17 protein-coding genes are annotated in these 18198 nt (G+C 48.2%); 14 read left to right on the forward strand and 3 right to left on the reverse strand.

The window, feature by feature from the left end; translation table 11 throughout:
• Positions 1-231: 231 nt before the first annotated feature.
• From LQV63_RS18105 to LQV63_RS18120, 4 genes are all read left to right on the forward strand, one after another.
• Entirely contained in the window at positions 232-1188 is a 957-nt protein-coding gene (locus tag LQV63_RS18105) for an aldo/keto reductase family protein (RefSeq protein WP_233697786.1), read from the forward strand.
• Positions 1189-1462: 274 nt separating this feature from the next.
• Positions 1463-1831, forward strand: a complete 369-nt coding sequence (locus tag LQV63_RS18110; protein WP_019422726.1) for a nitrous oxide-stimulated promoter family protein — start codon at positions 1463-1465, stop codon at positions 1829-1831.
• A gap of 150 nt (positions 1832-1981) precedes the next feature.
• Positions 1982-2350, forward strand: a complete 369-nt coding sequence (locus tag LQV63_RS18115) for a DUF423 domain-containing protein (RefSeq protein WP_019422727.1) — start codon at positions 1982-1984, stop codon at positions 2348-2350.
• A gap of 40 nt (positions 2351-2390) precedes the next feature.
• Positions 2391-4352: a putative bifunctional diguanylate cyclase/phosphodiesterase gene (locus tag LQV63_RS18120; RefSeq protein ID WP_233697787.1), complete on the forward strand. Its 1962-nt coding sequence runs from the start codon at positions 2391-2393 to the stop codon at positions 4350-4352.
• A 61-nt stretch (positions 4353-4413) separates the two neighbouring features.
• On the opposite strand, the gene LQV63_RS18125 is transcribed toward LQV63_RS18120, so the two are convergent.
• A complete protein-coding gene (locus tag LQV63_RS18125; RefSeq protein ID WP_233697788.1) occupies positions 4414-5091 on the reverse strand; it encodes a hypothetical protein in 678 nt (225 codons plus the stop codon).
• 263 nt (positions 5092-5354) lie between these two features.
• Between LQV63_RS18125 and LQV63_RS18130 the strand changes: the two genes are divergently transcribed.
• The gene (locus LQV63_RS18130) at positions 5355-5657 is read left to right on the forward strand and encodes a YunC family protein (protein ID WP_019422730.1); all 303 of its coding nucleotides are present in this window, start codon (positions 5355-5357) and stop codon (positions 5655-5657) included.
• 170 nt (positions 5658-5827) lie between these two features.
• Here LQV63_RS18130 and mtnK read toward each other — a convergent pair whose 3' ends face one another.
• The gene (mtnK, locus tag LQV63_RS18135; protein ID WP_233697789.1) at positions 5828-7078 is read right to left on the reverse strand and encodes an S-methyl-5-thioribose kinase; all 1251 of its coding nucleotides are present in this window, start codon (positions 7076-7078) and stop codon (positions 5828-5830) included.
• Between the two features lie 306 nt (positions 7079-7384).
• On the opposite strand from mtnK, the gene LQV63_RS18140 reads away from it, so the two are divergent.
• The 7 genes from LQV63_RS18140 to LQV63_RS18170 all read left to right on the forward strand — a co-directional run bounded on the left by LQV63_RS18140 (position 7385) and on the right by LQV63_RS18170 (position 14457).
• A complete protein-coding gene (locus LQV63_RS18140; protein ID WP_019422732.1) occupies positions 7385-7873 on the forward strand; it encodes a Dps family protein in 489 nt (162 codons plus the stop codon).
• A gap of 359 nt (positions 7874-8232) precedes the next feature.
• Positions 8233-9015 carry a Fe-S cluster assembly ATPase SufC gene (gene sufC, locus LQV63_RS18145; protein WP_019422734.1) on the forward strand — a complete coding sequence of 261 codons (783 nt, stop codon included), beginning with the start codon at positions 8233-8235 and terminating at the stop codon, positions 9013-9015.
• Between the two features lie 41 nt (positions 9016-9056).
• The gene (gene sufD / locus LQV63_RS18150; RefSeq protein WP_233697790.1) at positions 9057-10370 is read left to right on the forward strand and encodes a Fe-S cluster assembly protein SufD; all 1314 of its coding nucleotides are present in this window, start codon (positions 9057-9059) and stop codon (positions 10368-10370) included.
• A complete protein-coding gene (locus LQV63_RS18155; protein ID WP_233697791.1) occupies positions 10367-11593 on the forward strand; it encodes a cysteine desulfurase in 1227 nt (408 codons plus the stop codon). The genes sufD and LQV63_RS18155 overlap by 4 nt, the downstream gene beginning before the upstream one ends.
• Positions 11580-12002 carry a Fe-S cluster assembly sulfur transfer protein SufU gene (gene sufU, locus LQV63_RS18160; protein WP_233697792.1) on the forward strand — a complete coding sequence of 141 codons (423 nt, stop codon included), beginning with the start codon at positions 11580-11582 and terminating at the stop codon, positions 12000-12002. Before LQV63_RS18155 ends, sufU begins: the two co-directional genes overlap by 14 nt.
• Before the next feature lie 46 nt (positions 12003-12048).
• Positions 12049-13446 carry a Fe-S cluster assembly protein SufB gene (gene sufB, locus LQV63_RS18165; protein WP_019422738.1) on the forward strand — a complete coding sequence of 466 codons (1398 nt, stop codon included), beginning with the start codon at positions 12049-12051 and terminating at the stop codon, positions 13444-13446.
• Positions 13447-13623: 177 nt separating this feature from the next.
• Complete coding sequence (locus LQV63_RS18170; RefSeq protein WP_233697793.1) at positions 13624-14457, forward strand: polysaccharide deacetylase family protein; 834 nt, start codon at positions 13624-13626, stop codon at positions 14455-14457.
• A 15-nt stretch (positions 14458-14472) separates the two neighbouring features.
• On the opposite strand, the gene LQV63_RS18175 is transcribed toward LQV63_RS18170, so the two are convergent.
• Positions 14473-15570, reverse strand: a complete 1098-nt coding sequence (locus LQV63_RS18175; protein WP_026011186.1) for an HD-GYP domain-containing protein — start codon at positions 15568-15570, stop codon at positions 14473-14475.
• 206 nt (positions 15571-15776) lie between these two features.
• Between LQV63_RS18175 and LQV63_RS18180 the strand changes: the two genes are divergently transcribed.
• Both LQV63_RS18180 and LQV63_RS18185 read left to right on the forward strand, forming a co-directional pair.
• The gene (locus LQV63_RS18180) at positions 15777-17276 is read left to right on the forward strand and encodes a bifunctional metallophosphatase/5'-nucleotidase (RefSeq protein WP_233697794.1); all 1500 of its coding nucleotides are present in this window, start codon (positions 15777-15779) and stop codon (positions 17274-17276) included.
• 23 nt (positions 17277-17299) lie between these two features.
• Entirely contained in the window at positions 17300-18127 is an 828-nt protein-coding gene (locus LQV63_RS18185) for an undecaprenyl-diphosphate phosphatase (RefSeq protein WP_233697795.1), read from the forward strand.
• The last annotated feature ends 71 nt before the right edge of the window (positions 18128-18198 follow it).

Raw genomic sequence — 18198 nt, forward strand, 5'->3', positions numbered from 1 at the left:
AGAGGAAAAAAGATGTCTTTGCTATTGATGCCTTTCACCATGTACGCACAGGATGTGACGGTCAAAAAGTTGTGAGTTTCTGTTATGGCTGCACCCGTTTCTCTCCTATATAATCCATATGAATCATCGCGTTCCACGGATGCATTGAATATTAATAGTGCGTGTTCGAAAAAAGGGACTTTTTGAACAACCTCTAATAATGAAATGAAGTGACAGGAGGATGAGTAAAAGATGAAGTACCGTCGACTTGGAACATGCGGATTGAAGGTGAGTGAGATTAGCCTTGGCAGCTGGCTCACCTATGGAGAATCAATCGGCCAGTCTCAATCGGAAGCCATTATCGATAAAGCTTATGAGCTGGGCATTAATTTTTTTGATACTGCGAACGTGTACCATGAGGGCGCGGCTGAGGAGATCGTTGGTAAAGCTTTGGCCAAATACGAGCGTTCATCCTACGTGCTGGCGACGAAGGTGTATTTCCCGATGGGAGAAGGGCCGAATGATGGCGGTCTGTCGCGGAAGCATATTATCGAGCAATGCGAGGCCAGCTTGAAGCGGCTCGGTACAGATTACATTGACCTATATCAATGCCATCGCTACGATTCCGAAGCTCCGATCGAAGAGACGCTGCGCGCGCTCGACGATCTTGTCACGCAAGGGAAGGTGCTGTACGTCGGGGTCAGCTCGTGGGAGGCGCATCACATTGCGGATGCCGTTCATACGGCCAGACAATTCAACTTAGACCGCATCGTATCCAACCAACCGCATTACAATATGCTGGATCGTGCCATTGAAAAGGATGTGCTTCCACTATGTGAACAGGAAGGCATCGGTCAAGTTGTCTACTGTCCGCTTGCACAGGGAGTATTGACGGGCAAATACAAGCCAGGAGCTCCGGTACCCGAAGGCACGCGGGCATCTGATGCAAGCACGAACATGTTCATGGACCGTTTCATGCAGGAGCATTATTTACGCAGGGTTGAGCGTCTGCGCCTAATTGCGGACCGGAATGGAATTTCCATGGTGCAGCTCGCACTCGCTTGGATACTACGCTATGACATCGTATCCAGTTGTATCATCGGGGCTTCCCGTCCTGAGCAGGTAGTAGAGAACAGCAAGGCGTCTGGAGTTAAGCTGTCGGAAGAAGATTTGAAGGAGATCGACGTTATTTTAAAAGAAGAGGCCTAACAGACTTTAGACGATTCAGTGAGGAGGAAGCAACATGACTGCAATGGGCTCCAGCACGTGGAACGAAGCATGGACTTTGACATCCCCCGATCGCAAGCTGAACGTATGTATGATGCTCGACGCCGAAAGGCGTCTTTTTTTGATTGCACTTTAGCATGGAGTGACTGTTTTTTTGTTATTGAAGTCATAGCAATCCATTTCTCAATCCGTTACGGTACGTAGAGAGAAGCTTGCACACAGCTTGATAAACGGATAGGAGAGGAGAATTATATATATGCGTACCAGGCAGGACGGACCGAGAATCCGTAGAGAAAAGCTAACAGTTAGTGTGATGATCTCCGTTTATTGCCGAGCTCGGCATAGCGATCGTCCAATGTCAGAGATAGATGTAGAAACAGAGAAGGTCACCCTATGCGATGAATGTAAAGAACTGTATTTATATGCACAAAAGAGACTATCCTTCTGTCGATTCGGAGAGGGCAAAACGACTTGCGGAAAATGTCATGTACATTGCTATAAGCCGGAGATGCGCGCCCGGATTCGAGTAGTGATGCGATATGCCGGACCTCGAATGATGTGGAAGCACCCGCTGTTAGCGATAAGACATGCTATTGATGGAATGCGTCCTGCCCAAGAAAAATAGAAGCGCAACCACTCTCTACGATGAAGATGTTCCACTATAATATGGACAATTCGAATATTCCTTGTGGAAAAACGCAGCACATTCAGATAAGATAGAATCGTAAAATATAGTTAAAAATTGCCGAAATTCGTTCTTAGAGGAGCTGACAACATGTTGCGACGATATACGATGATAGGAAGCTTAAATGCGTTGTTGTCCGTTGCGCTGGGGGCATTTGGCGCGCACATTATGAAGGGGTATTTGACCGCAGAGCGGATGGCTACTTATGAAACAGCAGTGCAGTACCATATTGCCCACGCCTTAGGTCTTATTCTTATCGCAATATTGGCGGACAAGCTTGCAGATCGACAGAAAGTGTTATGGGCGGCTAGACTCATTTGGATAGGGATTATTATTTTTTCCGGCAGCTTGTATTTGCTCTGCTTTACGGGAGTTGGCATGTTAGGAGCTATCACGCCGATCGGAGGAGTTGCGCTCATTGCGGGTTGGTTCATGCTAGCTTTAGCGGCACGTCGTTAAGACTGTGTCGAGATCGACTTCAAGGCCGGAAGGAAGAGATATGGTGAACAACCCGAAAGAACAGGAGCTAGAATCACGACGGCAAAAGACCCGGCTGGCTTCTACTAACGTCATTCGATTTGCTCCGGCCGCTGCAATGGGAGCTGGAGCATGGGCCTGGTGGGTAGCCGAAGGTAGTCTGCGTGTAGCGGTATCCCTCGTGCTGTTGGGGATGATTATCTATGTTGTCTACGTTGAGGTCATCATGAAGCGTTTCCGACATACAAGCCTCAGCCAAGCACTAACTGACCATACTTTGACCGGTGCATCAGTAAATACAAGTTTGAAGCATGTATATAACCATGTCCCCGTTCCCATTCTGTTTCTTAGACGAGATGGATTTGTCATAGGCGCGAACACATCGTTTTACGAAGAAACGCAATTTGACGATACTGCGCTGTCTGTTGGACAGTGGATAGATGAGCGCTATAAAGCAAAGCTTTCGAACGCATTATCCGAAGCGCTGGATGGCAGCGAGGTTCAATTGGAACTCCTCGGTTACCACAACCAAGGCTTCCCGCAGGATTGGATTGCCCATATCGCCCGTATGCCGGACTGTGTGTATCCGAATCCGTCATTAGACCACCCGCTGTTCTCGGTATGTCTGCAGGATGCCAGTCCGGACCGGCATATGGCAGAACGGATTCGGTATATGTCGTATTATGACGACATGACGGGACTTCCGAATCGGCGCATGTTCATGCAGCGGTTGGAGGAAGCGTTGAATATGGCGGCAAACGCTTCTTTTACCATCGTGGTCATGTATATGGACCTCGACCGGTTTAAGCGAATTAACGATACGTTTGGAACCGATTTTGGAGATATGCTGCTTATGCAGTGCGCCGAACGGCTCCTTCGCTCCATGACGGATAACGATGTCGTTGCGCGTATGGAGGGCGATGAGTTCGCTTGTTTTCTTACATACATAGAATCGGAGCAAGAAATGCATGAACGGGTGCGTCAATGTTTGGCTGTGATGGAGGAGCCCTTCTATTTGAATGATATCCCAGTGCATGTCACGATGAGCATTGGGGTTACCATCATTGACAAATCACAGTATCATGCGAAAGCCGGCATGGCGATAAAGCAGGCGGACTTAGCGTTGTCTCGCGTGAAAGAGCAAGGGAAGAACGGGTATTTGTTCTACACTTCGGAAATGAATGACCGTCCACTGGAACGAATTACGCTTGAGAATGACATGCGAATTGCGTTAACGAAGGAAGAATTCGAGTTATTCTATCAGCCTCAAGTGGACATGAATTCTCAACAAATTGTCGGTGTGGAGGCTTTGGTGCGGTGGAATCATCCAGAGCGAGGCCTCATTTCACCAGGAGACTTCATCCCGCTGGCGGAAGAGAACGGCTTTATCGTCGCATTGGGAACGTGGGTAATGGAAGAAGCGTGCCGGCAAAATATGAAATGGCAGAACATCGGACTTCCGCCCATCCCTGTATCCGTCAACTTGTCCGTAAGGCAATTCGAGATGAAGAACTTGGCGGAGACCGTACGGGATGTGTTAATCCGAACCGGACTTGAACCTCGCTATCTTGATCTGGAAATTACGGAGAGCATGACATTGGATGTATCCAGAGCCTCTCATATATTGAAAAAGTTGAAGGATATGGGCGTCGCGATCAGCATTGACGATTTCGGAACGGGGTACAGTTCACTTCACTATTTGAAAAACTTCCCGATTCATCGCTTAAAGATTGATCGTTCCTTCGTTCGTGACTTGGAGCATGACCCGAATGATGCTGCAATCGTATCTGCCATCATTGCTTTGGGCCATAATATGAACATGCAAGTGATCGCCGAGGGCGTAGAGACCGAAGATCAGCTTCTATTCTTGCAGAAGCATCGCTGCGATGAAATTCAAGGCTATTATTTCAGTCCTCCATTATCTTGTCAACGGTTTGAGGAACTGTTCCGACGTCATTGCAAGCAAGAAGTTACTCAAATGTAGAGAAAAACAAAGACAGCCACATCGTTAGTCGGGAGACTTTCTGTGTGGCTGTTTGATTTTCTCATAATTGCTGATTCATTTCTTCTATCTCGGACAAGTGGTAGGCGTATACTTGCTTCTGGTCGACATGATATACGTTTAACAATTGATTCGTGGCATCATAGTTGAGGAAGCGGCAAGGAAGACTGATCCTAATCCCCTTCCCTTTGTTGACGGATAATCGTACTAAGCAGTTCTGTTCAATATTTTGCTTGATTGTGCGCTCTATTTGAGTGAGCCGTTCTGTGTAAGTATCGGTTGTCGATTGTGCCGGAGCAGCAACTGCCGGCGGTCGCTCAGCCTCATGCTGCATATTCCTCTTGTTACCAACGTTACCCTTATCTATAGGCAAGTTCCCTATCTGCTCGGGATTCGCACCAGCTCGAACAGTTGAAGCGTTAGACGCCATTTGTGGAGCGTGGCTCTTCGCACGAGAAGGGGCGGAGCTTTGATTGGCGATTCGCATTGCTGTTAGCTTGCCGAACGGGGTCGTATTCATTTTTTGCTGTTGCATCGTTTCCATCATTTCTAGTAAAGAACCGAGTTCGATTCCTGATTGCACCCGAAGGTCTAATATTTCAGGATGCGTTTGCAGCAAGTGTAACAGTTGTTCTAGCGCAGCCACGTTGGATTCGCCTTGAATCATGATATCGACATTGAACTTATAGACGGACTGTTTCGCTGTAATTGGATAAAGCATATTGTGTAATTCCTCCAACCTGGACATTTTGCCTAGATGAGACCATTATAATACGGGACAAAAAAAGAATTATAGTCCTAAAGTACCAAAATGAATAAAAAATGCCCATATGAGGCAAAAAGATTGCTCCTGCATAACATATAGTGCGTGTTCAAAAAGGTCCCTTTTCAGCGCCGAATAGCTTCTTGGGATACTTCGTGATCAAAAAGAGGACTTTTTGAACAACCATTTTATTATCTTTTAACGCAGAAGGAGGTAGTTCATTGATACGATTACTGCCGATGACGATTGAGGGCCATACCGTTCTCGGAGTAGAAGTGGAACTCCCGAAGACAACCTTGTTAGCGATAACGACAAGCAAAGGCTACATTATGTGTGGAGCGCTTGATGTAGGTTTATTGAATGCGAAGCTGAAAGATCGCGGCATTATTGCCGGTCGCGCTGTCGGGGTTCGCACGTTGGAGCAATTGCTGGATGCCCCGCTTGAATCGGTAACGCATGAAGCTGAAGGACTAGGTATCCTTCCTGGAATGAGAGGCAATGATGCTTTGCTGCGCATGATCTGACATGAACGGATGCTCGCGTCGGTGAATGGATCAGAACCGCGAGGCAGGCAGAACGTTCCATTTAGGGATGGGATGTCCCACCTTCGCCTTATGTAGGAATGAACGCTTATTTGTTCATGCCCATTACCGACTCGAGCTGACGCAAAGCATTTGGATTGTGCAGTAGTACATTATGCTTGAACCCCTGCAATACCATGTTCACAAGCCGTGATTACTTCATCGATCGACTGAATGCGGCGATTCATGTTCACCAGACTTTTTCCAATAAAGAGGGCTGTGCGCTGCGCGCGTTCTCTGACATGCAGATCCGATATGCTGTCGATATCGGCAACATGAGCGAGCCCGACGATGCGGCGAATCATTTTGCACCCTGCATAGCCAACTGAATCTTGAAGCACCCGAGTTAGATAAGTGTCTTGATACCCGTCAGTCTGTGCCATGCGGTCTACGACATGATTGTCCCATAACGACCGGAATCGTGACTCGAATTGATTCCAGATATCCCGCACCATCTGCAGTAAGTAAGCTCGATATTGTCGGCGCGTCTCTTCATCGGCACTCCAATGTTCCTGAGAAATCGTATTCAAGATCAGATTGGCGATGATGGCGCCGATATCGAAGCCCATAGGTCCGTAATACGCAAACTCCGGATCAATGACTTTGGTGGACTCCGGTGTAATAAAAATACTGCCCGTATGTAAATCCCCGTGCAGCAGCGCTTGAGCCTGGGTGAGGAACTTCTCGCGCAGCAGCATCACTTCGAACTGCAGGCCGCAATCCTGCGACAGCTTCTTCAACTCGTCTTCAATCGCTGCATCACAGTTATTGTTCGGCGAAGCGGTGTATGGATCATCAAAGATGAGATCTTCCGTAATCTTGCACAACTCCGGATTGATAAAGCGTTCCACATTCCGTTTCTTATCCTGCTGGTTAAGGCCGAGATCGGAGCTGAAGAACAGCGTCTTTGCCAAAAATTCAGCAATATGTTCAGCAAAGAGAGGATAAAGATTACGCTGCATCAATCCCGCGCGCATAATCGTATAATCGCTTAAATCCTCCATAACCGTCAAAGCCAAGTCAGGGTTGTACAAATATACTTTCGGCACCAGATGAGGCACAAGTTGCCCTTGGGCGATAAGCGCTTGGCTTTCGATACGTGCACGATCTAACGTTAATGGCCATGACTCTCCCACCACTTTTGCATAAGGGAGCGCTTGCTTGATAATAATACGTCGTGGAGACAGAGCCGAATCCGTCGTGTCTTTGCTTATTTCATAAACACGAAATACTAAATTTAAATTGCCGTCTCCGATTTCTTCACATCGCAGGGAGGCAGTGGGGGAAAAGACACCTTCAATATTGCGTGCCAGTTGAACGGCATCTTCTATACACAATGGACGGTAAACTGTGGATTTCGTCATAGTGGACAAGCACCTCCCGAGTTACAATATTCCTGAACTGTGAACAATCCTGTTCCATGTCGAGACTGTTTCGAATTAGTATATAAGATTTTTTTGCCTATTGAAACACTAATTTTTAAGGAATTTCTTAATGAACGTACTGATTCATAAATGGTACAAAACGGGTACATAATCAGTAGCAAGGCAAGTGAGGATAATGGTAAAAATTACAAACTTAAAGAGCTTAATAAAGTCTTGTTAAAAACTAATTCTTATATTAGAATAATTATTAACAAGGAATAATTAAATTCTAGGAGGAATAATACAATGGCCAACCAACAAAATGCGCAACTCCAAACACTTTTGAATCAACAAGTAGCGAACTTAAATGTAATGTATGTGAAACTTCATAATTATCACTGGTTTGTAAAAGGACACTTGTTCTTCAACTTGCATGAGAAATTCGAAGAATTATATAACGAAATTACAGAGAAGATGGATGAAGTGGCAGAACGCCTGCTTACAATCGGCGGGAAACCATATGCGACGTTGAAAGAGTACTCGCAGCATACAACCATTCAAGAAGGAGTCGGAAACGAAACATCCGAAGATATGGTGAAGCAATTGATTAAAGATTTTAACCAATTGATCAAGGAGTTCGGAGAAGCTCAGGAAGAAGCGCAAAAAGTGGGCGACGAAGTGTCGAACGACTTGTTCATCGGCATGCAAGGCGACTTGGCAAAGCACGTATGGATGCTGAGCGCATACATTGGAGAAGAATCCAAAGCTGCTCATCTTAAAGCGGTTCAGAACTAATTGCGAATCACGTTACAACCGAATTTGAATTACAGCTTGTCCAATGAACTGTATTACATCGAGCGCATCCTGCAGAGGGTGCGCTTTTTGATAGGATATGAGCTGAAAATAGGAAACAAACAAAAGATTATCGATGAAAAATAAGAAGGGAAAAGGGGGATGGGGCAAGGCTTGTCCGGGGTGTTGGTTGATTTATACAAATCATTGTTTTAAAATTAAGATTGAGAATCAATGATAATCAATTTATAATGATTATAAGATAATATTTTTTATAGAGAAAAGATTCATCTCCCGCGATCAATCTTTCTTTACAGTATACATGTTCTTCACAAATCCATCAATCTGGAGGTAACACACACATGGCAACTCAATTCGTCATTAATGGTTTGAAAGCAACCATTGAAGGTAAAGAAATTTTAAAAGGTATCGACCTGGAAATGAAAGGCGGCGAAATTCACGCCATCATGGGTCCGAACGGTACAGGTAAGAGTACGCTCGCTTCGGCGCTTATGGGCCATCCCAAATATGAAGTAACAGAAGGCAATGTGACGATTAACGGCGAGGATCTGCTTGAAATGGAAGTGGATGAGCGCGCGCGTGCGGGACTGTTCCTTGCTATGCAGTATCCAAGCGAAATTGCCGGCGTAACGAATTCCGACTTCATGCGCAGTGCTATTAACGCCCGCCGCGGCGAAGGCAACGAAATCTCGCTTATCAAGTTCATTCGCCAAATGGAAGGCAAAATGAAAGAACTCGAAATGAATGAAGAATTCGCCCATCGCTATTTGAACGAAGGCTTCTCCGGCGGGGAGAAAAAGCGTAATGAAATTTTGCAAATGATGATGCTGGATCCGAAGATCGTCGTCTTGGACGAAATCGACTCCGGTCTTGACATCGACGCGCTAAGAATTGTAGCGAACGGTGTTAACGCAATGCGCAGCGAAGACCGCGGCTTCCTCATTATCACTCACTATCAGCGGTTGTTGAACTACGTCAAGCCAGACTTCGTTCACGTTATGATGCAAGGACGTATCGTGAAATCCGGTGGTCCTGAGCTCGCAGAGCGTCTGGAAGCAGAAGGATACGATTGGGTCAAGGAAGAACTGGGCATTACCGATGAGACGGTAGGAAAAGACGCTTAAAAATCAGCAATCGACAGATAGACAGGAGGAGCGATAGACCGATGAGCACGCAAACGATACTACCAGTGGACCGTGAAACGGTCGCTGCCCTCTCCAGCCGCAAGAACGAGCCGGCTTGGTTGGCGGAATCCCGCTTGCAAGCACTGGAGAATGCAGCAACACTGGATTACCCTAAATTAGAGAAAACAAAAATAGAACGCTGGAATTTGAATACGTATGGAGTATATGCGGACGCTGTAGAAGCGAAGAGCTTCAGCGATGTGCCTGCTGAAGCACGCAGCTTCCTGAACGAAGACGGCGCGCAAGATATGGATAACGTACTGGTGCAGCACAATTCCGGAGTCGTCTACCGCCGCTTGAATGCGGAATTAGCGGCCAAGGGTATTATTTTTACCGATTTGGAAACGGCTGTCCGCGAGCATGAAGCACTGGTGAAGCCTTACTTGATGCAAGCGCTCAAGGCGGATGAACACCGTATGGCAGCACTTCATGCTGCATTGTGGAACGGCGGCGCATTCCTATACATTCCGAAGAACGTAGAAGTGGATATTCCGCTGCAGGCGTTGTTCTACACGGACGATGCACAAGCGACGTTCGCGCCTCACGTGCTGATTGTCGCAGAAGCGAACAGCCGCGTGTCGTACATGGACAACTACGTTTCTGGCCAGCTGCAAGCGCCGATTGTTCATAACGGCGTCGTTGAAGTGTTCGTCAAGCCAGGAGCCAAGGTGACGTATGCATCGATCCACCACTTGGGCGAGCAGGCGACAGACGTTACGTTCCGCCGTGCTATCGTCGAGAACGATGGACGCATTGAATGGATCGTCGGTGAAATGCATAACGGCAACGCAGCTTCGGAAACGAACTCTATTCTTCAAGGCAACGGTTCAACTTCTGATGCTAAAATCATATGTGTAGGTAATGGGGAGCAGAAGCTCAATATTACGACCAAAGCGGTCCATATCGGCAAGAGCTCCGATAGCCAGATGATTACGCGTGCGGTAATGCGTGAATCGGCATCCTCGATTATTAACGGCATTACGAAAATCGAGAAGGGTGCGACGAAGGCGAACGGAGAGCAGACGGAGCGCGTGCTCATGTTGAGCCCGAAAGCGCGCGGGGATGCGAACCCGATTCTTCTCATCGACGAGGACGATGTCACAGCAGGTCACGCAGCGTCTGCTGGACAGGTGAATCAAGAACAAGTGCATTATATGATGTCGCGCGGTATATCCCGTGAGGATGCGGAGAACCTCATCATTCGCGGGTTCTTGGCTCCAGTCGTCGCGGAGGTGCCGAACGAGTATTTGCAGCAGCTGTTAAAGAGCTACATCGAAAGGAAGCTGGGACAATGATTGGACGCGAGCTTCGTGAGCAATTTCCGATTCTGAATCAGGAAGTGAATGGACATCCGTTGGTGTATTTGGACAATGCGGCGACTTCACAGAAGCCGAGGTCCGTTATTGATGCCGTGAAGAGGTATTACGAGTGGGATAATTCCAACGTACACCGCGGTGTGCACACGCTCGGCTCCCGGGCCACGGACGCTTACGAAGGCGCGCGGGAGAAAGTAGCCCGCTTCATTAATGCCAAGCGCACGGAAGAGATCGTGTTCACACGCGGGACGACGACTGCCATCAATCTAGTGGCGTCTTCTTACGGACGTACGGTATGCCAAGAAGGGGACGAGATTGTGCTCACCCCGATGGAACATCACAGCAATCTCATTCCGTGGCAGCAAGTCGCGAAAGCGACCGGAGCCACGTTAAAATACATTCCTCTGCAAGAGGATGGAACGATTTCGCTCGCTGACGTGGAGAAGACGATTACAGATCGAACGAAGATTGTCTCGGTGATGTATGTCTCGAACGTGCTCGGTGTCGTCAACCCGGTCAAGGAGATAGCCGAGATTGCACATCGGCACGAGGCCGTCATGGTGGTCGATGGTGCGCAGAGCACACCGCATATGCGCATCGACGTGCAGAATTTGGACTGCGATTTCTACACGTTATCCGGTCACAAGATGTGCGCTCCCACGGGAATCGGGGCACTCTATGGCAGAAAAGAGCTTTTGAATACTCTGGAGCCGATTGAATTCGGCGGCGAAATGATCGACTTCGTCGATTTGTACGAATCGACTTGGAAGGATGCTCCTTGGCGCTTTGAAGGCGGCACGCCGATTATTGCGGGTGCAGTCGGACTTGCGGCGGCCATCGACTTCTTGGAGGAAGTCGGTCTGGAGAACATTCAGCAGCATGAGCACCAGCTTGCAGGCTTAGCCATCGACAAGCTGGGCGCGATCGAGGGATTGACTATCTATGGCCCGCATCAGGGGCGCGTCGGACTAGTCACGTTCAACCTCGACGACATTCATCCGCACGATGTCGCCACCGTGCTCGATGCCAAAGGAATTGCCGTCCGTGCCGGACATCACTGCTGCCAGCCGCTGATGCGTTGGCTGAACGTCAGCTCGACGGCGCGCGCAAGTTTCTATCTGTACAACACGGAAGAAGACATCGACCGGTTGGCGCAAGCGTTGCGAGAGACAAAGGAGTATTTCAGCGATGCAATTGGATGATTTGTACCGCCGCGTCATCATGGATCATTACAAGAAACCACGTAATCGCGGTACGTTTGACGCCGACGTCGTGACCATTGATTTGAACAACCCAACTTGCGGTGACCGTATCTCGCTTCAGTTGCAGGTGAACGATGGAATCGTAGAGGCGGCACGCTATACCGGGGAAGGCTGCTCCATAAGCATGTCGAGCGCCTCGATGATGACCGAAGCGGTAAAAGGCAAGACGCTGGAACAAGCGTTGGAATTGGCGGACCGGTTCTCTGCCATGGTGAAGGGCGAGGACGTTACGTTTGATGAATACGAAGATATTGAAGCTTTGTCTGGCGTATGCAAGTTCCCGGCTCGCATCAAATGTGCGACATTGGCCTGGAACGCACTGCGCAAAGGAATTGAAGAGCCGATCTAGCTCGGCTTAGCAAGTGCGGGAAACCGTACGGAGGAGGTTTATTATTATGGCGAAGAAAATGCCTGAAATGGAAGAGTATAAATATGGCTTTCGCGACAACCACCAAGCGGTCTTCCAATCCGGTAAGGGCCTGACACCGGAAATCGTCAAAGAGATTTCCGGCATCAAGGAAGAGAACGACTGGATGCTTGATTTCCGCATGAAGTCGCTGGAGCAGTTCAACAAGATGGCAATGCCGCGTTGGGGTGGCGACTTGGATGAATTGGACTTCAACGATATCCAATACTATGTCCGTCCTTCCGAGAAACAAGGGAAGACATGGGAAGAAGTTCCGGCTGAAATTAAGGAAACGTTCGACAAGCTCGGCATTCCGGAAGCGGAACAGAAATTTTTGGCCGGGGTTTCGGCACAGTATGAGTCCGAAGTCGTCTACCACAGCATGCAGAAAGAGCTCGAAGATCAAGGTGTTATTTTTATGGATACCGATTCTGCGCTGCGTGAGCACCCAGAGCTGTTCCGTGAATATTTCGGCACGGTTGTTCCTCCGGCAGATAACAAGTTCGCCGCGTTGAATAGTGCCGTATGGTCTGGTGGCAGCTTCATTTACGTACCGAAGGGTGTCAAATGCGAAATTCCGCTGCAAGCGTACTTCCGCATTAACTCGGAGAACATGGGACAGTTCGAGCGGACGCTTATCATCGCCGATGAGGACAGCTTCGTACATTATGTCGAGGGCTGTACGGCTCCGATCTACAGCACGAACTCGCTGCATAGCGCAGTCGTTGAAATCATCGTGAAGAAGAACGCACGCGTTCGCTATACGACGATTCAGAACTGGGCGCCGAACATCTACAACCTGGTAACGAAGCGTGCGGTCTGCGAAGAGAACGCGAACATGGAATGGGTAGACGGCAACATCGGCTCTAAGCTGACGATGAAGTACCCTGCCGTCATCTTGAAAGGACGCGGAGCCAAAGGTTCCGTATTGTCCATCGCTGTTGCAGGCAAAGGACAACACCAAGATGCAGGTGCGAAGATGATTCACTTAGCTCCGGATACGACATCGACCATCATCTCGAAGTCTATTTCCAAGCATGGCGGAAAGGTAACGTACCGTGGTCTTGCATCGTTCGGCCGCGACTCCGACGGAGCGAAGTCGAACGTCAAGTGCGATACGCTCATCTTGGATAACGAGTCGACATCGGATACGATCCCGTACAACGAGATCCGCAACGACAACATTCAGTTGGAGCATGAGGCGACGGTATCGAAAGTGTCCGAAGATCAATTATTCTATCTGATGAGCCGTGGACTGACCGAAGACGAAGCGACGCAAATGATCGTCATGGGCTTTATTGAACCGTTTACGAAAGAACTGCCAATGGAATATGCGGTTGAAATGAACCGACTCATTAAATTTGAAATGGAAGGTTCCATTGGATAATACGATATACATGATAACGCCTTGTTCCCTTTGGGGAGCAAGGCGTTATTTGATCGAGCCGCATGAAGCGAATGGCACTTCTCCTACAGGGTCATACTAAGGGGAATATGTGAACGGAATGCAGAAGTTAGTTCATATATGCATTCACCTAATTTATGCACGGATGGAGGAGAGGTTATGAATCGTTCACCTCTGCACGGGAAGAGCAAGCGCTGGCACTGGCAGCGTACTCTATATTTGACCGCGGTCATGCTGCTCATTTTTTCGTTTATGGCATGGCCTGTGAATGCGTGGATGGAGAGTCCATCTGAGCTTCACGCGATAGCAAAGCTGCAGGAGCCGGCTCGTAAAGATCGTTCGTACTATGAGCAAAGAGGAGATATCGTATGGGAAGTGCCTTCAGCTGGCAAGCGAATCGCTCTTACCTTCGATGATGGACCTGATCCGAAAAACACGCCGAAAATATTGGAATTGTTGAAGCAATATGATGCCAAGGCGACGTTTTTTCTTGTAGGATGGCGTGTACAAAAGCATACGCAATTAGTAAAGCGAACCGTGTCCGAGGGACATGAAATTGGCAACCATTCCTACCATCACAAATATCTTCGTCGCGGCACGTCATTGGCAGTAATAAAAGACGAAATAATGCGGGCGCATCGTGTCATTGAGGAAGTGACCGGGATTGCACCTCGATTGTACAGACCACCAGGCGGATACTACAATGAAAATCTGGTGAAGGTTGCTCATGCTAACGACTATCGCATTGTGTTATGGTCATGGCATCAGGATACGAAGGATTGGAGTTCACCCGGCGTACAGAGGATTGTGAACAAGGTGTTGGATCATGCAAGAAACGGCGATATTGTGCTTATGCATGATTTTAACGATAGGAGCTCCCAGACGGTCGAAGCGCTGAAAGTGATTTTGCCGGAATTGAAGAAACGTGGATATTCCTTCGTTACCGTCTCGGAGCTCATGACACATCGCGTTAAGGCGCACACGAATCGCTAGCACTGTAAGGCGTACTTATACGTAAACCTGTTCAATAAATAGTTCTCTCGTTAACGATAAATCGATAAATTGATTATCGATTTGCACGAGCGGGCGGAAGAATTCCGTCTGATGCGTCATGACGATGAGTCCCGTTCTACCGTCGTTCAGACGAGCCTGCTTATGTATAAAGTTCGGGAGCATATTACGGATAAAAGTATGCGTAAGCGTCGGATCCAGCCCGCTAAAGCTCATATGATACAGTTCCTTCAACACGGTAAATAAATCCTGTTTCTTGCGATAGCTTCGATTCGAGGTCATGGCGCTATACACATCTACAATGGCAACGATTCGCGATACCGGATGAATGTTCTCATCGATAAGTCCATACGGATATCCGGAGCCGTCGAGTCGCTCATGGTGCTGAAGGGCGGCCAATGAGAGCCATTCATCCTCATATGACTGTCTGATGACCTCGTATCCGCTTATCGTGTGGCGCTTAATCGCTTCGAACTCCTCAGCAGTCAGGCGATCCGGCTTGTTTAATATGTCCTTGTCGATGTGAGCTTTTCCGATGTCGTGGAGGAAGCCGGCTTTGCAAATGCGCATCGCATCGACATCTTCGTAATGAAGCCACTTGGCGAGATAGAAGGCCAGCATGCCGACTTGTACGGAATGCTGGCATGTGTAATCATCCTGAGAATCGAGCATCAGCAGCAGTGAGACGACGTCGCGTTCGTTCTCGATTTGTTGAATAATTGGCATGATCGTCTGTTCGACTTGCTCGTCCTTCACAATGCCATGAGCGATAGCATCGGAGAACAGTGTCTCAACGCCAGATATAGCCTCTTTATAACTAAGGAGCATCGATTGTCTGGATTGTGATGATTGCACGGGAATATCCGGTTGGTTCTCATCACCGAAATTCTTATCCATCACAGCAGTAAGCGGTATCATAAATGTGTTGTTTTCACGAGCTTCAATATCAATCATATCCATATGGTGCCTTAGGAACAAAGCAATGTCTCGTTCCTTGATGGCTGTACCCGCGGATAGGACTAATAGACCATGATGATTGAAAATATCCTTCGATAGTCTATCCCCATCTCTAATTTGCGTAACATGAACCCGCACGTTGCATTTCACCATCCCAGTTAAATTGGCCTACATGTACGATTTATCATATCAACTCCACGAAAATGTGACAACAACATTTTCCAAATAAACTGAAAATTTGCGGTGATGAATCTTTCTTGAAGCTCGTATATGAATATAGAGGCGAGTTTGTCCCGAACGGCAATCCTAACGCAGGGCGATAGTCAAGCGATGATGTTCATGCTATGCTTGTTGATGTTTATCAGCCATGGATTGCAGGCGGAAAGGAAGGGATGAAGTTGCTGCAGTCGTTAGATTGTGGTTCGGACGATTCGATCATCCTATTGTATACCAATGACGTGCACAGCCATTGGGAAGGAGTCACCCGTCTGGCTGCTCAGATTCGCCATTACCGTGCCCGGTTAGGGAATCGGGTGCTGTTATTGGATGGTGGCGATCATATGGACAGAGCATTCTCGGAGACGGAAGGAACCTATGGGGCGGCCAATCTGCACATTATGAATGCTTTGCGTTATGATGCCGGCGTCATCGGCAATAATGAAGGGCTTACCTTTGAACCCGAAAGATTAGGCGACGTATATCGGAAGTGGGGGCAATTTCCGATGTTGGCGGCTAATGTGTTCGATCTGGACAGCGGAGAACGTCCGAACTGGCTTACACCGTGGATACGCCTTGAGCGCAACGGATACCGCATAGGTATTGTAGGAGTGACTGCATCGTATCCTGATTATTATAAGTTGCTGGGATGGGATGTAACTGACCCGATAGATGCGGTTGCCGACGCGGTTGCCGAATTGCGACCTACCGTCGATCTGCTCATCGTCCTTTCCCATTGCGGATTGCCTGTTGATGAGCGCATGGCGGAGCAAATCGATGGCATTGACCTCATTTTGGGCGGTCATACGCACCACTTGCTGCAAGAAGGCAGGCGAATCAAGGATACGTGGCTGCTTGCCGCTGGGAAGCACGGCAACTATTTAGGGGTCGTGGAGTGCTGCCGCCGTGCAGGGAAGATACATATGAAGCCTTACTGCATCCCAACGGCTGAGCTGGAGCCGGATGAGATTATTGTCCAGGAACTGGGACGTTGGCGGGAAGAAGCGGTTAGGCATTTAGCCGCTCCAGTCACGGTCTTATCTGAACCGCTTGCAGTTCACCTTGCGAAGCCTTCTCCTCTAGGTCAGCTTCTTGCTCAAGGACTTCGTTCCGCCGCCCGAGCGGACATCGGTCTCGTGAATGCTGGGCAGCTGCTCGGACATATTCCGGCAGGGGAAGTTACGGAAGGCATGCTGCACGCAATATGCCCTTCCCCTACCAACCCGGTTCGTATGCAATTGAGCGGGTCCGCATTACGTCGAGCTTTGAAGGAATGCTTGCAGGAGGAATGGATTCACAAGACGATTCGCGGATACGGATTTCGCGGAACGGAGCTTGGCACGCTATGCTTTGATGGGCTGCAGATGGAGGCCACCGTTCATGCTGACGAGACGAGGATCCGTCTATGGCGCGAAGATGGTCGGGAAATTCTAGACACGGATATGCTGTGGGTGGGGAGTATCGATATGTTTGTCTTCGGTGCTGGATATTTAAGCTTGAAGCAAGGGGAGAACATTCAGTTTTTACTGCCGGATTTTTTACGCGATATATTAAAATCTCAACTTCAAAATGAACTGGAACTAGAACGCTGCCGTGAGAGCAGATTCACATTGACTACCCTCGATTAGAGGGAGAGGAGTGGGTTGGAAGCATGTTCTACGTGATGATTGCGATTATATTAGGTATCGTTGAAGGTTTAACGGAATTCATCCCGGTTTCATCCACTGGTCATATGATTTTAACGACTCGGCTGATGGGCATTACAGAGCAGGCGGGGTGGCTGAAGACATTCGAGATCGTCATTCAGCTCGGCGCCATTTTAGCGATTACGGTTGTCTATTGGCAGCGAATTATGGAAATGCTCGGTCTGCGCAGCCAAACGGTACAGAAGGGCAATATTCCGGCCAAGCGGCTCAATCTGATTCATATTGCTCTTGGCATTGGTCCAGCTGTGCTCGTCGCGTTCTTTGCCAAAGATTATGTCAAGAGTCAGTTCGATAATACAGCAACGGTGCTTTGGACGCTTGTAGTCGGCGGGGCGTTTATGTGGTTTGCTGAATGGTTCGGCTCGAAGAAGAAACCGTCGGCTGAGTCGATGGAGGATATCTCTTATAAACAAGCGTTTCTTATCGGTCTATACCAGATCCTATCTGTCGTCTGGCCAGGATTCTCACGCTCGGGATCCACGATGTCAGGCGGTATGTTAAGCGGGGTCAGCTACCGTGCGGCAGCGGACTTTTCGTTTTTGATCGCGATTCCAATTATGGTGATGGCAAGTGGCTATGAGCTGCTCGAGAACTACAAGATGTTCACTCTAGATATTATTGGTTTTTTTGCGCTAGGATTTATCGTCTCCTTCGTGGTCGCTTATATCGTCGTCGTTACCTTTTTGAATCATATTCAGCGAATCCGCTTGCGCCATTTTGCAATATATCGCTTTGTGCTGGCCGCCTTGTTCTGGTTTTTTATCATGCGTTAACGATACATAAAATTCCATAACTATAAATTTTGAAGGTATTCTATGATTACTTTAACTATCTGACATATGGT

The sequence above is a fragment of the Paenibacillus profundus genome, from assembly GCF_021369635.1.
GTDB lineage: Bacteria > Bacillota > Bacilli > Paenibacillales > Paenibacillaceae > Paenibacillus_B > Paenibacillus_B profundus.